The organism is Sediminimonas sp., from assembly GCF_024637375.1.
Taxonomy (GTDB): Bacteria; Pseudomonadota; Alphaproteobacteria; order Rhodobacterales; family Rhodobacteraceae; genus Sediminimonas.
Window position 1 is genome coordinate 18,619 of the sequence record NZ_JAGXFK010000036.1, and the last position, 11,804, is coordinate 30,422.

The window sequence follows — 11,804 nt, forward strand, 5'->3', positions numbered from 1 at the left end:
GATCACGCTCCCTCCGGCGGCTCGAAGCCCTCGGCCTGCATGGCCTGGAAGACCTCGTCGCGGATCGCGGCGGTGATCAGAACATCGTCCGCAAGGACGTCACGCAGCGCGGCGACCTTCGGCTTTCCGTCCTGCTGGTAGGCGGACGCGTCGAGGTCGGCGATGGCCTCCGCGATCGCGGCGCGCGCCTCCGCGTCCGCCCCCGGCGTGTCGTCCGGGGCCGGCGCGATCTTCAGGGAGGGCTCGGCGTGCAGCCGGGCCCATTGCGCCTCCGAAAAGGCGTTCGCGGCAACGCGGCGTCCCTCGCGCGGAAAGAAGGTCCCGCAGCGAAAGAAGCCGTCCGGCCGGGTGGAGCTGATCAGGTACATGCTCATCGGCTATCCCCTTATGCTGCCAGCCAGGGGATGACCTTGACATCGACGGCCTTGTAGTTGGGGTTCGAGGCCCCGCCGTCGCCGAGCATCACCTCGACGGTCTTGTTCGCGGCCGAGCGCAGCGCGGGCGGCACGACCAGCAGGTTCGGCATGATGCCCAGCGGACGCCCGCCATCGGCGGTGAACTCCATCATCGCCTGCATTGCGGCGTCGAGGTTGTCGGAGTTCAGCGGCTGCCGCGAGGCATAGGCGCACTGCCAGAAGCCGTAGCCCACGTTGTGCCGCGCATAAACGCCGTACTGGAACTGGTTCGAGGTGAAGACCGCGTCCGAGGTGCGCGGGTCGGTCTTGGCCTCGAACTCGGGCCGCTTGCGCTCCTGGAAGATGAACGGCTTGAGCGGGCGCGAGGTGTCCAGCAAATACCAGGTGGTTCCGGGGCTGGTGCCCGGAACATCGTAATTCGAGACCGTCGCCGCGGTGCCCGTGCCGTCGTGGTTCGGGTAAACCGGGTGGTCGGTGTCGAAGAAGTACTGCCCGTCGTAGCACTCGTTGGCGTTGCCGTTCTTGATCAGCTCGGCGATCAGGATGTCGGGGTGGCGCGCCGCGGATTGCCCCATGGACTGGACCATCGGCGTGTAGATGCCGAGATTGTCGTCCTCGATCTGCGGGCGCTTCACGCCGACCGTGCTCTCCCATTCCTTGTTGAGGACCTGGTAGCCGCTTTCCTTCATGTCCTTGATGACACGATCGCCGACCCACTCGCGCAGATCCGGGAAGTCCCCGAGCCAGCCATAGGTCTCGGAAGCGGTGGTGGACGGCACGATCGTCGCGACGTCGGTGTAGAAGGTCGTTGCCTTCATCGAGGCGTAGGCGTCCTCGAAGGTCTTCTTGAAGCCCGTGCGCAGGGCCTCCAGAAGCGATGCGGTGATGATGGCCATCGGTTACTGCTCCTCGCTTGCCTTCGCCTCGGCGAAGGTTTTCTGATCGATCCCCAGCTGGCGGCAGATGGCGATCTCTTCCTGGGTGAGTGTTCCGGCCTTGGTGCCCGGCGTCTTGTCGTCCAGGCCCGAGTTGCGCGCGATCACGGGCGCGGCCTCGATCATCTTCTCGAAGCGCTCCAGTCCGCCCTCGGCTTTGCAGGCCGCGAGGTGGAAGTCGCGGCTGGAGGGGGCGATCTTGCCGACCTCGATCGCCGCGTCGACTGCGGCGTTGATGGCCTCGTCGGTCCGCTCGGCTTCCACTTGCTCGAGCTCGCGGACGCGGTTCATGGCCAGGTCGTAGTCGCCCTTGGGCACGAACTTCTCGGGGTCCGGCGACTGCGCCCGGTTCAGCGCGGTCGTCTCGCGCTCCTTCAGCGCGTTGATCGCAACCACCGCATCGGCAGTCGTCGCGTCGGAATTGAGGCCCAGGGCCTCCAGGACAGCCTTGTCCATTGTCGTCTCCTCTTCTTCGCGCACGCTGTTGAGTGCGGCAAGCTGCAAGTTCGGGCTGTTGGTGAGTGCGGCCGAGACCATCTTCACGATCTCGCCCGCGGGCTTGGTGAATGCGAAGACGGGGCTGATGTAGCGATACCCGCGCGAGCTCAGCAGCGCGGCGCCGTCTTCCGTCCAGGTGACGCGCCCCCAGAGCGCGCCGTCGCGTGCCTCCATGTCGGAGATCCAGCCGACGGCTGGCGCGGGTTCGCCCTTCGCGCCCTTGATCTGGGTGGCGTGCTCGATATCGACGGGCAGCTCCGCGCCGTGCCGCTGGAAGGCCGCGACGACCTCCTCGGGACTGGGCAGCGTCCAGCGCCGACCGTCGCGCCCCTGGATATCGGGGCCGGCCGGCGTGAGCTGTATCCACTCCGGGGCCGCGGCCCCTTCGAGGTTCAGCGCCACCGCCTGAATTTGTGTGTAATGCGTCCTTGCCATGCGGCCACATTCGCGCACGGAGCGGGGCGTATCAGCCTTGAAGGAATTCAGGGGCAGGAAATCGTGCCGGGGCCGGTTGCGTCAGAGCCGCTCAGCGCGCCGAGGAGCGCGGCCTTTCTCCTGAGGGTAGATGCTCCGGGAAAACCCGGCAAGGGTATTAAATGGGTATTTAACGGCGCGCTGCGGCGGTGCTGGGCGCCCCGGCCGCCAGATCACTCCGCCCCGCCCCCGAAAATCCGCCTCAGGGCGTCCAGAAACGGCAGGTCGTCGCGCCACTCCGGATGCTGGCGCGCGCGCTCGGCCATCCAGCCGCCGCGCAGGTCGCGCTCGGCCACGCGGGCCACCTCCGGAGGGGCGCCGCGCAGGCGGCCATCCAGGAAGTCGATCGCCGCGCGCACCCGCTGGGCGCCGGGGTTGCGCTCCCAGCCCGGATCGATGCCGCGGGGCACATCGCGCACCTCGCCGGTGCGGCGATTGACCACCCGGCGCACCGGCACCTCGGGGCTTTCACTGACGCCCAGGCGCTCACCCTCCTCGCGGCTGACCTGGCGGACCCAGCATTTGCAGTTCCAGCCGTTGGGCGGCATCCAGCGATCCCAGAACGGATCGTCCACCGGCAGGACGAGCCCGGCCTTGGCCGCGTGCTCGGGCCGGTGGCGCTCGCTGGGGCCGAGCCGGTAGACCAGGTAGGGCCGCGTCTGCTTGGTGCGCTCGATGCGATCCCACTGCCCGGCGGCGCGAGCCGCGCGCAGGTTGGCGCGGTAGATCGTGCGCAGCCGGCGCGGCGAGCCGAGCTGGACGGTCTCGGTCAGGCCGGTGGCGGGATCAACCATCTCCCGGCGCCCCCACCAGCCATGTTTCTCCAGGCGCGGGCGCAGGGTGCGCTGGAACTCCTCGAAGGGCACGCCCTCGTCGATCGCGCGCTGCACCTCCTCGCGGATATCCGAGAGCACGTCGACCTGCATCGCCTTGGCCACGGTGAAGGACACGGCGTGTTCTTCCGGCTCTACGTCGCGCCAGGAGAAGGCCGGCTTCCACCCCTTGTTGGCGAGATAGCGCGATGCCTCGGGGGGCGGCCCCGACCTGAAGCTGTAGCCCGGCCGGTCAGTCATCGGTCACGTCACCCTGGGCGCGCGCCTTGAACATGCCCTTCACGAGGGTGTCGATGATGCGGCTCGCGGGCAGGCCGTCGAGCCCGGCCAGCCGCTCCATCACGTCTTCGTAGCTGCCGGCGCCGTCGATGATCTCCTCGATCGGATCGAGGGTTTCGCCCATCACCTCCTGCCAGTCCTCCAACATCTCTGCCTCGAGCTCGTCGAGCTCGTCCGTCGGCCCGGGCGCTTCGCGGTTCATCGCGGTGCCGGAGCCGGGCCGCTTGGGCTCGGGCGGGCCGCCCACCACGTCGTCGCCGGGCTCGGGGTCGGAGAAGCCCAGGCGCTGGCGCACTTCGGACTGGTTGAACCGCACGCCCGCGACGGCCAGCCGGGTGACGTTGCGGATGATCATGTCCGTATCTTCGGGCTCGGCGATCGGGATGGTGATGCGCGGGTACTGCTTCGGCACACCGAAGTTCAGATCGACGTAAGGCTTGACCAGGTCGCGGTTGAGCGTGCCGGCCACGGCGCGCGCATCGGCCGAGGCGATGTCGTGGCGCACGTTGTCGTGCACTTCCGCCTGGGCGCGCGACGAGCCGTTGTCGGACGTCATGGTCTGGCCCAGAACCGCCTTCGAGGTCTGCTCGTCGACATAGCGCGCGAGGCTCTCAAATATCCGGTCGCCGTTGACAGAGCCGGTCTCCTGGAACTCGATCTCCATACCCCGGGGCAGGACGGCCGCCGCGTCGGTGCCGATATTGGCGACGGCCGAGAACAGCTTCTCGATGTCCTGCGCCGAGTGCTCGCCGCCGTAGCGGCCGAGGCGCAGCGGCAGGCCGTAGGTCTCGATGAAGGCGACCCAGTCCTTGAGCGTGTACGCCTTGCACATCCAGCCGAAGGCCACGAGCCGGGCAAGCCCGCCGCGCGCGGGCAGCCCCGACTTCAGCCGGGTGCGGTGCTCGATCCACTTGAACGGCTCCAGCGGAATGCCCTCGGCCGGATCCTGCTCGTCGATGAGCCGCAGCTCGCGCCCGGTGGCGCGATCGAACCGGAAATACCGTTGGTCGCGATGGATATAGGCGCGCGGTGTCCAGCGCTGCGCGCCGCGCTTCCAGTCAATCTCGATTGCGGAGAACCCCTTGCCGAGCGCGTCGAGCATGTCCTCAATCAGGTCGGGGAAGGCATCGCTCATGGCGATGGTCTCGCGCACGTCCTCGGCGATCTCCTGGTCGCGCGGATCCTCGGAGGCGGGCTCGACGACGGGCTCCACGCCGGAGACCGCGCGCTTGCGCACGCCCAGCACCGAGGCGTAGTGCGGGTCGCGCTCCTCCATTTCCTCGGCCAGCACCAGGTAGTCGTGGGTGTTGCCGTCGTCGCAGGCGCGCAGGATCGCGGCGAGCCGCTGGGGTGTCAGCCCCGGCGCCACGCTGGGGCCGAACGCCTGGCGCACGCCGGTCAGGCCGGGCTCGGCCTGCATCTTCGTCAGCTCGGCACGGCGCACCGGGCGGCCGTAAGGGTCGAGAAGTGTTGGGGTTCGGGCCATGGTCTCTCCTACCTATCGCCGGCCGGGTCGGGCGGCACGTCCAGCGCCGCGGCAATCCGGTCGCAGGCCGCCTTGAAATACGCCCGATCGCGCTCGATGCCGATGAAGCGCCGCCCCTCCAGCGCGCAGGCCACGCCGGTCGAGCCGACGCCCATGAAGGGGTCGCAGATCACTTCCGCCTCGGGGAGTTGCTCCAGGCACCACCGCATCAGGTCCACCGGCTTCTGGGTCGGGTGCTGGCGCGTGCCGTCGCGGTTCGAGTGCCGCCCGTGATAGCACAACGAGAAAGCGTCCAGGCGCGCGCCCTTCAGGCTCGTGATCGCCAGCTCGCCCTTGGAATAGGACGGCATGCCCTGCCGCTTGTCCCAGTAGAGCCAGCGCCCACCCTGGGGCAGATGGTGTGCGAAGTACTGCCCGCCCCATATGATCCATGCCGGCGCGAGCTGCGCGCACATCTGCAAAACGATAGGGGGGGGGGGCAACGTCCCAGCTGCCCCGGGCATAGCGGCGCGCCGTGCGCGGCACCTTCTTGCCGTTCTTGCGTCGGGAATACCCGCCGCCGCGATGCCCGTAGCCCTGGCCGATGCCGTAGGGCGGGTCGGTCACGACGGCGTCGACCCCTTCAAGGAAGGGCATGATCCGCGCGCAGTCGCCGCGATAGAGCGTGGCGGTGCCGATCTGCCGCTTTTCCACGTAGCGCTCCATCACCAAACTCCTCTGCCTGCGCCGAACCCGGCCGTGGCGCGCACCGGCCGGTCGGTATCCCGCGCCCCGCGCGTGACGGGTCGATAGTCGAAGGGCTGATAGTCGATCTGCGCCGAGGCCACCGCCAGCGCGCCGGCCCAGAAGCGGTCGGCGTGCCCGTCGGTCTCGCCATCGGCCACCAGGCGGCGGATACCCGTCGCGCCGACCTGGCTCTTGATCGCGTGCAGGTCCGCGCGCAGGCGCGGATCGCCGGCGGGAATGCGGATCCTGCGATCCTGCATCCGGTCCTTGAGCCCGGTGGCCATGTCGAGCTTCGCGGCCGAGGTGAACATCACACCGTCGACGCGGCTTTCGCCGTGGGTGCGCTTGGCGTCCTCGACGGGCTTTTCGCCCATGCCGGTCTGGTCCATGGCGCAGCGCACTACGCGGTAGCGCGCGAAGGCATCCGCCAGCAGGTGATCCTGCTCGGCGAAGGTGGCCCGCCGCCGAACGATGATCTCGCGCGTCCAGAGCACGTCGCCAACCTGCTCGAGCACCCAGATCACGAACAGGTCGTTGCGCGCGGCGATATCCACGCCCACGAAGCAGGGGCCGCCCTGGTAATGGCCGGGCTCGCCCGCGGCCTCGCTCTCGCAGCCCGAGATGAGCTCGTAATCCAGCCAGCTCGATGCTTCGTCCATCCACTTGAGCTCGAACTCCTGAGCCCAGGCGTCCTCGTCCGCGATGCCCGCACGCAGCTCGTCGATGTCCACGTCGAGCCCCTCGGCGACAGCCTGGTAGATGTCGACCATGTGCTTCGACCAGGTGTCGTCCTCGGCCGTCATCAGCTCGTAGAACTTGTTGCCCTTGCCGTTGGGTGTGGAGATCACCCTGATCTTGTGCCCGCCGCGTGCAGCGACGGGAAAGGCCGAGGCCCAGATGCGGCGGCTGTCCTGGTGAAAGGCGAACTCGTCGAGCAGCAGGTTGCCGCCGAAGCCGCGCGCCGCGTCGGGGCTGGCCGAAAGCGCGGTGACACGGCTGCCGCCGGGGAAGCGCACCTCGTGCGTCTTGTAGCGGGCGTCGAGCTCCGGGGCGTAGAACTCGCCCTCGTCGAACTCCGGGGTGCCCTGCCGGGCGAGCTCGTTATAGACCGCGTAATACCCCCTTGTGATAGGCTTCAACGCATCTTCAAGGGCCTCTTTCGCGGTCGCCTCCGATCGCGACAGGATCGTCCAGCGCACCTTGCGCCGCTGCATCTCCGCCTGGATGCAATCGTCCACGATCTCGCCGCAGGAGCCGAAGGTCTTGCCGCCGCGCCGGGTGAACATGCCGATCTTGAAGCGCGCGGCATCCGATATCCACGCCTTCTGGTAGGGCAGGAAGGTGATGACGGGCTGGGCCATCAGGCTTCCTGCCAGTAGCCGTTGCGCAGCCAGCCGTGCCAACCGCAGTTCAGCTGACGCACCGAAGGCGCCAGCGTCGGCTCGGTAAGCGATCCGTTCCACGCCCAGGACGGCTCATGCGCCGGCTTGGCCCCCTTCCGGATGGAAACGCGGCACGGCCCTTCGCAGCCACAGGGGCAGAAGAACCACATGCCGACCGACCCATCGGGCTCCACTCTTGTCAGGTCGATGTGGACGCTTCCCGGCAACGCCAAACGGCGATGTTCCGCGCGATCGGCGATATGAATGGCGCGGATCATTGGGCTGCCTCGCGCATGGAGATCAGATAGGGCTTTCCCTTGCGCCATGCGACCAGGCAGCGCATGCCCAGGTGCTCGAAGCGCTGGCGCCGCCCGAACAGGAAGGCGAGCGCGGCAGGCCTGAACGGCCCGCGCCGCCAGTTGTGATCGCCAACCAGGACGACTGCGCCACAGGCAAGATCGATTGCCGGCTCCATCACACCACCCCGACCAGCAGAGCGGCCACCAGGAGCCAGACACCGGCGGCACCGACGATCAGCAGCGGCACGTGCCGCCAGAACGTGCCCGCCCGATCCGCCGCCCAGATGCCCGCGATCAAAAACCCCGCCGCCGGCAGCAAGGCCAGCACCCCCGCTGCGATGATATGCAAAACCCAGTCCAGCATGATATGCCTCCTCCTGTCAGCCGAAGCCCATGATTTCCCGCGCCTTGGTCGCGGCCGCCTCGTCGATCGCCCCGTCGGCCACGGCCTCGTCGAGCCGCGCCGACTGCGCCTCGCGCTCCGCCCTCAGGATGCCATCGCGCAGCGAGGTCGAGCGGATCAGGTTGTTGAGCGCCGTGGTCAGATCCTTCATGCCCCGCGGGTCGGGCATCGCGTCCGGATCGGCCATCATCATCTGCAACCGCCACTGGATCGTGGTGAGCTGCTGGAAGAGCGCCGAGGTCACGTCGACCTCCTCCTTGAGGCTCGCCTCCTCCAGGAAGGTGCGAATTTCCTCCTGCGCCTGATCCTGCATCCGCGCGTAGTCGCGGAACTCCTGGCCGTAGGCGTGCAGCGCGGACTTGCCGACGCGCAGCTCGAGCCCGGCCTCCTCGAGGCGGAAGTTCAGCGCCTCGGCCAACTCCTCGTAGCCGGCAAACCCGCGCGCGCGCAGCTCCTCCTGGAGCCACCCGCGCAGCTCCGGTGGCAGCAGGTCGATCTTGCGGGGTTGCGGCATGGATCAGCTCCTCGGGCGAGGGCGCTGGATGTCGGGATGGCTCGACGCGCCGCGCGCGATCTCCACGCCGTCGCCGGTCGCGGTGACCACCACGAAATCGGCCCGATCGTCGTAATCGACGAAGCCGTTCTCGCGCAGCCAGGCGAGCTCGGTAATCACCTGGCTGCGCGTCGAGGTGACGCCGAGGCCGGCCAGGACATCCGTCAGGATCGCCGCGTTCGAGGTGTACTCGGCGCATTGCTCCAGGTGCCTCAGGATTGCGAGGCGGCGATGCCGCCGCAGGGTTTCGGAATAACTGCTCATCTGTTTCTACCCCCTTCGAGAAGGTGATCCTCGTGCCGCGTCACGACCCGCTCGAGCCGGGCGAGGATTTCATTCTGTCCGCTCATCGACGCCGACATGGCGCTCATCGACCCGGCCATCTCCGTGAGCCGCAGCTCCAGCCGGTGGGTCTCGTCGCGCCCCGGCATGTCGTGGACCGTCTGCTCGAGCCGGGCGATCCGCGCCTCCAGGCTGTCCATGCGCTTTGAGCCCTCGTGCAGCCGGCCGTCGACAGCCTTTCCGCGCGTACGCACCCAGGTGAAGACCACAGCCGCGATCGACAGAATGAAGCTCGCGGACTTCAGCCCGATATCGATCACGTCCGCCATCATGCAGGCGCCTCGCACCCGGCCGCAAAACCGCGCAGAAGACGGGTCCCCGTCTCGATCGCCGCCGCGTCATCCGAGCTTGCCAGCGCCCGCGCATGGGCGCGGGCCAGCGACTCCAGCCCAGAGCAGATGGCTTCACCGCTTGGGCGCACCGCCGTCTCCGTATTGCTGCAGCCAGCTGCGATCATCATCACCGCCATCAGTGCCGCTCGTCGCATCGTCGATCCTTTCGCGTGTCTTCTGGTAGTCCTGCGCCGCCTGCGCCGCGACCTCCTGCTCGGTCTCGCGGCGCCCCTTGCGGCGCGAGCGGGCCATCAGCGCAAAGAGCGCCCCCACCGCGGCGGCGATGCCCAGCAGGATTTCGACAACGCCGCTCATGTCAGCACCCGCCGGAACACCAGCCGGAAGCGCGGCGCCCGGCGCTCCAGCCACGCCCAGAGCCCGAACAGCGCCGGCATGATCGCGACGACGAAGTCGAGCAGCTGGCGCTCGCCGGCAAAGCCGAGGCGCTCGATCCAGCCGGCAACGTCGATGCCCGCCGCCTGGGCGAGCACGGTGACGATCAGCAGGATCTGGGCGTAGAAGCTCCGCGCGTGCCAGGCAGGGAGTTCGGGGGCGGTCTCGCTCATTCCGGCGGCTCCTTGAGATAGTTCTCCACGACCCAGCCCTCGGCGCCGCCGAAGGCCACTTTCACCCAGCGGCGCCCGGAGAAGCTGCCCGCCTTGACAACCGGCACCAATGTGCCGTCGGGGATGCGATCGATGACGTTGGGGTTGAAGCTCGGCCAGCGGCGCATGTTGAGCGGGTCGCCGCGGGTGTCGACCTGCATCAGCTCGTCGCCGTCGATGTCATCCGCTGCGGCATCGGCCTGCCACTCGGCCGGCTCCTCGCGGCCGACGATGCGCGCGCGGACATGGCTCAGGGGGAAAAGCGGGTTGGTGTCGACCTTGCGGCCGGGCGAGATGTACCAGTGGGTGACGATATCCTCGAGTGCGTCGCACCCGTCGAACAGCGCCTCCAGCAGCCGCAGGACCGCCTCGATCTGCTCTTCGGGATAGGCCATCCAGAGACCGTGGCCATGCGCCTCGGTGCGCAGCTCCTGGATGCCGTAGGTGTTGATGTCGAACTCCTCGCCATACCAGGCCCGCGCAAAGCCGCCAGGCGCGGCCTCCATGCGGCCGGGATTGACAATCTCGATGCCGACCGAGAAGGCGTTGACGTGATCGCGGCCGTGGTAGTGCGATCTTCCCGCATGGTTCGCCCGCACGCCCACCGGGACCTGCTGGACAACCCGGCCGTCGCGCTCGATCACGAAATGCACCGACACCTTGCGCGCGTTGTCGGCCAGGTACCTGGCCGCGGCGCCCGGCGTCAGCCGGCTGGCGGTGTCGTGGAGCACCACGACGGTGGGGGTGATTTGTCCTCCGGTCCAGCGCGCCTCCGTAAAGGAAACACCCTCGACCCGGCCATCCTTGAGTTGCATGCGTGCCTCCGGGTTCTACGACCCGACAGTCGCATGCACCGGCACGGCAATTCAGTCTTGAATGTATTCAGGGGGAACGGTGTTTTGCGCGGCGCAAGGTGCTTCGCAAGGTTGCAGGCGCCGGCTCAGCTGTCAAATGGCAGATCCATCTGGCCGCTGTCGCGGTCGATCTGCGCACGATAGTTGGACACGGTGCGAATATGGAGGTCGCACGCCAGCGCGACCTCCTGAAGCGAGTGGCCCTTGCGCAGCATACGCATGGCGCGCGCCCGCCGCGCGCCGACGCCGCGGGCGCCGGCCGTCGGTAGCGTGAGCTTGCCGGGCCCGAAGGTGTCGATCATCGCCTGCGCTTCCGCCTCACCCACGAGGCGCGCCAGCATGGACCCTGTTGCGCGCACCGGGATCGATATCTGCGTACCGCCCCGCGCCCCCAGAAGGCGCAGGGCGGCGGCCTCGCCGATCACCTCGGCAATCTCGGCAGCGACCGCGGGAAGATAGTTACCCATCGCCCGCCCCCTTTGACCGGCGGCGCGGCCTCCGGTGGTTGGGCATGTGGCTGGGCACGACGGTGGTGACCACCTGGCCGCGCAGCTTGTAGGTGAAGCCGCCGACGCGCACGCCGCAGGCGCCCGGGTGCGCCATGGCGCGATCGACCTTACGCCCGACCTCGCGCCGATGCGTCTCGACATCGATGCGAAGGACGCGCTCCAGGTAGCGCAGCAGCGCGTGATCGGAGACTTCAGCGACCGGCTTTTTCATCTGCCGCGCTCCTGCTCGTCCACCTCGATGCCGGCGCGTTCGCACCAGTCCAGCAGCGCCTGGATGACCGTGTCGATCTTCTCCCAGTCGCGCAGCATGTCGATATCGGCCGGCATCGAGCCCCAGGCATCGCCGAAGCGGCGGCGGATGAAGGCGTTAAGCCCGGCGCGTCCGGGCTGCTTGAGTTCGCCCGCGTCGCCCAGCAGGCGCCAGAGCACATGCACCAGGCGCAGGTCGGCGCGCGGCGCGCGCGGGTGGCGCACGCGCCCCGGCGTCGGATCGAAACCAGATGCCTTGAGGCGATCCACCACCAGTCGCAGATCGGCCTCGGTCATGTCCCGCATGCTGGCCTTGCCCGTCGTGGCGTGCTGCAGGTCGCGGCGCGCATCGGCGTCGAGGCCCAGCTCGCGACACCCGACATGGATCATCTTCTGAAGGTCGCGCGCGCCCATGTCACACCTCCTCCACCGTGCCCGCCTGCTCCAGCGCCATCCGCGCCAGCGCCGCGCGGATCATCGCGTGCTGCAGCTCGTCCATGCCGATGACAAAGACCCGGTCGTCGATGCGCAGCTCCAGCCTTGCGTCGTCCACCAGCTTCACCTGCCCGGCCGCGCGGGGCCCCTTGTCGCGGACCGGCAGATCTATGATCGCGATCTGATCTGCCATG

The 11,804-nt window shown here is 68.5% G+C and carries 20 protein-coding genes; all 20 read right to left on the reverse strand.

Annotated elements, in window-relative coordinates; genetic code table 11:
- Window positions 1-2 precede the first annotated feature (2 nt).
- The 20 genes from Q0L89_RS04935 to Q0L89_RS05030 all read right to left on the reverse strand — a co-directional run bounded on the left by Q0L89_RS04935 (window position 3) and on the right by Q0L89_RS05030 (window position 11,803).
- Complete coding sequence (locus Q0L89_RS04935; RefSeq protein ID WP_296763023.1) at window positions 3-374, reverse strand: HI1506-related protein; 372 nt, start codon at window positions 372-374, stop codon at window positions 3-5.
- 11 nt (window positions 375-385) lie between these two features.
- Complete coding sequence (locus Q0L89_RS04940) at window positions 386-1,312, reverse strand: Mu-like prophage major head subunit gpT family protein (protein WP_296763024.1); 927 nt, start codon at window positions 1,310-1,312, stop codon at window positions 386-388.
- 3 nt (window positions 1,313-1,315) lie between these two features.
- Window positions 1,316-2,251 (reverse strand): phage protease, encoded by a 936-nt coding sequence (locus Q0L89_RS04945; protein ID WP_296763025.1) that lies wholly within the window; start codon window positions 2,249-2,251, stop codon window positions 1,316-1,318.
- 245 nt (window positions 2,252-2,496) lie between these two features.
- A complete protein-coding gene (locus tag Q0L89_RS04950; RefSeq protein ID WP_296763026.1) occupies window positions 2,497-3,396 on the reverse strand; it encodes a phage minor head protein in 900 nt (299 codons plus the stop codon).
- On the reverse strand, window positions 3,389-4,921 hold the full coding sequence (locus tag Q0L89_RS04955; RefSeq protein WP_296763027.1) for a DUF935 domain-containing protein: 1,533 nt from the start codon (window positions 4,919-4,921) through the stop codon (window positions 3,389-3,391). The genes Q0L89_RS04950 and Q0L89_RS04955 overlap by 8 nt, the downstream gene beginning before the upstream one ends.
- Before the next feature lie 8 nt (window positions 4,922-4,929).
- Entirely contained in the window at window positions 4,930-5,376 is a 447-nt protein-coding gene (locus Q0L89_RS04960; protein WP_296763028.1) for a site-specific DNA-methyltransferase, read from the reverse strand.
- Between the two features lie 249 nt (window positions 5,377-5,625).
- Entirely contained in the window at window positions 5,626-7,008 is a 1,383-nt protein-coding gene (locus Q0L89_RS04965) for a terminase family protein (protein WP_296763029.1), read from the reverse strand.
- Entirely contained in the window at window positions 7,008-7,307 is a 300-nt protein-coding gene (locus tag Q0L89_RS04970) for a DUF6527 family protein (protein WP_296763031.1), read from the reverse strand. The genes Q0L89_RS04965 and Q0L89_RS04970 overlap by 1 nt, the downstream gene beginning before the upstream one ends.
- Complete coding sequence (locus Q0L89_RS04975) at window positions 7,304-7,504, reverse strand: hypothetical protein (protein ID WP_296763033.1); 201 nt, start codon at window positions 7,502-7,504, stop codon at window positions 7,304-7,306. Before Q0L89_RS04975 ends, Q0L89_RS04970 begins: the two co-directional genes overlap by 4 nt.
- Window positions 7,504-7,692, reverse strand: a complete 189-nt coding sequence (locus tag Q0L89_RS04980; RefSeq protein ID WP_296763035.1) for a hypothetical protein — start codon at window positions 7,690-7,692, stop codon at window positions 7,504-7,506. The genes Q0L89_RS04975 and Q0L89_RS04980 overlap by 1 nt, the downstream gene beginning before the upstream one ends.
- A gap of 16 nt (window positions 7,693-7,708) precedes the next feature.
- Window positions 7,709-8,245 carry a phage protein Gp27 family protein gene (locus Q0L89_RS04985; protein WP_296763036.1) on the reverse strand — a complete coding sequence of 179 codons (537 nt, stop codon included), beginning with the start codon at window positions 8,243-8,245 and terminating at the stop codon, window positions 7,709-7,711.
- 3 nt (window positions 8,246-8,248) lie between these two features.
- Window positions 8,249-8,548, reverse strand: a complete 300-nt coding sequence (locus Q0L89_RS04990) for a hypothetical protein (RefSeq protein WP_296763037.1) — start codon at window positions 8,546-8,548, stop codon at window positions 8,249-8,251.
- Entirely contained in the window at window positions 8,545-8,895 is a 351-nt protein-coding gene (locus tag Q0L89_RS04995; protein WP_296763038.1) for a DUF2730 family protein, read from the reverse strand. The genes Q0L89_RS04990 and Q0L89_RS04995 overlap by 4 nt, the downstream gene beginning before the upstream one ends.
- Window positions 8,896-9,030: 135 nt before the next feature.
- Window positions 9,031-9,273 (reverse strand): hypothetical protein, encoded by a 243-nt coding sequence (locus Q0L89_RS05000; RefSeq protein WP_296763039.1) that lies wholly within the window; start codon window positions 9,271-9,273, stop codon window positions 9,031-9,033.
- Window positions 9,270-9,524: a hypothetical protein gene (locus Q0L89_RS05005; RefSeq protein WP_296763041.1), complete on the reverse strand. Its 255-nt coding sequence runs from the start codon at window positions 9,522-9,524 to the stop codon at window positions 9,270-9,272. Before Q0L89_RS05005 ends, Q0L89_RS05000 begins: the two co-directional genes overlap by 4 nt.
- Window positions 9,521-10,378, reverse strand: coding sequence for an N-acetylmuramoyl-L-alanine amidase (locus tag Q0L89_RS05010; RefSeq protein WP_296763042.1), 858 nt, complete (start codon window positions 10,376-10,378; stop codon window positions 9,521-9,523). The genes Q0L89_RS05005 and Q0L89_RS05010 overlap by 4 nt, the downstream gene beginning before the upstream one ends.
- Window positions 10,379-10,503: 125 nt before the next feature.
- Entirely contained in the window at window positions 10,504-10,884 is a 381-nt protein-coding gene (locus Q0L89_RS05015; protein ID WP_296763043.1) for a helix-turn-helix domain-containing protein, read from the reverse strand.
- Window positions 10,877-11,137 (reverse strand): hypothetical protein, encoded by a 261-nt coding sequence (locus Q0L89_RS05020; RefSeq protein WP_296763044.1) that lies wholly within the window; start codon window positions 11,135-11,137, stop codon window positions 10,877-10,879. Before Q0L89_RS05020 ends, Q0L89_RS05015 begins: the two co-directional genes overlap by 8 nt.
- Window positions 11,134-11,589, reverse strand: a complete 456-nt coding sequence (locus Q0L89_RS05025; protein WP_296763045.1) for a gp16 family protein — start codon at window positions 11,587-11,589, stop codon at window positions 11,134-11,136. Before Q0L89_RS05025 ends, Q0L89_RS05020 begins: the two co-directional genes overlap by 4 nt.
- A 1-nt stretch (window position 11,590) precedes the next feature.
- A complete protein-coding gene (locus Q0L89_RS05030; RefSeq protein WP_296763047.1) occupies window positions 11,591-11,803 on the reverse strand; it encodes a hypothetical protein in 213 nt (70 codons plus the stop codon).
- Window position 11,804: the final 1 nt, after the last annotated feature.

Coding starts and splice junctions, on each gene's coding strand:
- Q0L89_RS05005 (WP_296763041.1), bottom strand. CDS start 9,524: ATGAGCGAGACCGCCCCCGAACTCCCTGCCTGGCACGCGCGGAGCTTC.
- Q0L89_RS05015 (WP_296763043.1), bottom strand. CDS start 10,884: ATGGGTAACTATCTTCCCGCGGTCGCTGCCGAGATTGCCGAGGTGATC.
- Q0L89_RS04990 (WP_296763037.1), bottom strand. CDS start 8,548: ATGAGCAGTTATTCCGAAACCCTGCGGCGGCATCGCCGCCTCGCAATC.
- Q0L89_RS04995 (WP_296763038.1), bottom strand. CDS start 8,895: ATGGCGGACGTGATCGATATCGGGCTGAAGTCCGCGAGCTTCATTCTG.
- Q0L89_RS04935 (WP_296763023.1), bottom strand. CDS start 374: ATGAGCATGTACCTGATCAGCTCCACCCGGCCGGACGGCTTCTTTCGC.
- Q0L89_RS04970 (WP_296763031.1), bottom strand. CDS start 7,307: ATGATCCGCGCCATTCATATCGCCGATCGCGCGGAACATCGCCGTTTG.
- Q0L89_RS04975 (WP_296763033.1), bottom strand. CDS start 7,504: ATGGAGCCGGCAATCGATCTTGCCTGTGGCGCAGTCGTCCTGGTTGGC.
- Q0L89_RS05000 (WP_296763039.1), bottom strand. CDS start 9,273: ATGAGCGGCGTTGTCGAAATCCTGCTGGGCATCGCCGCCGCGGTGGGG.
- Q0L89_RS05025 (WP_296763045.1), bottom strand. CDS start 11,589: ATGGGCGCGCGCGACCTTCAGAAGATGATCCATGTCGGGTGTCGCGAG.
- Q0L89_RS04960 (WP_296763028.1), bottom strand. CDS start 5,376: ATGTGCGCGCAGCTCGCGCCGGCATGGATCATATGGGGCGGGCAGTAC.
- Q0L89_RS04950 (WP_296763026.1), bottom strand. CDS start 3,396: ATGACTGACCGGCCGGGCTACAGCTTCAGGTCGGGGCCGCCCCCCGAG.
- Q0L89_RS05030 (WP_296763047.1), bottom strand. CDS start 11,803: ATGGCAGATCAGATCGCGATCATAGATCTGCCGGTCCGCGACAAGGGG.
- Q0L89_RS04965 (WP_296763029.1), bottom strand. CDS start 7,008: ATGGCCCAGCCCGTCATCACCTTCCTGCCCTACCAGAAGGCGTGGATA.
- Q0L89_RS04955 (WP_296763027.1), bottom strand. CDS start 4,921: ATGGCCCGAACCCCAACACTTCTCGACCCTTACGGCCGCCCGGTGCGC.
- Q0L89_RS05010 (WP_296763042.1), bottom strand. CDS start 10,378: ATGCAACTCAAGGATGGCCGGGTCGAGGGTGTTTCCTTTACGGAGGCG.
- Q0L89_RS04985 (WP_296763036.1), bottom strand. CDS start 8,245: ATGCCGCAACCCCGCAAGATCGACCTGCTGCCACCGGAGCTGCGCGGG.
- Q0L89_RS04940 (WP_296763024.1), bottom strand. CDS start 1,312: ATGGCCATCATCACCGCATCGCTTCTGGAGGCCCTGCGCACGGGCTTC.
- Q0L89_RS04980 (WP_296763035.1), bottom strand. CDS start 7,692: ATGCTGGACTGGGTTTTGCATATCATCGCAGCGGGGGTGCTGGCCTTG.
- Q0L89_RS05020 (WP_296763044.1), bottom strand. CDS start 11,137: ATGAAAAAGCCGGTCGCTGAAGTCTCCGATCACGCGCTGCTGCGCTAC.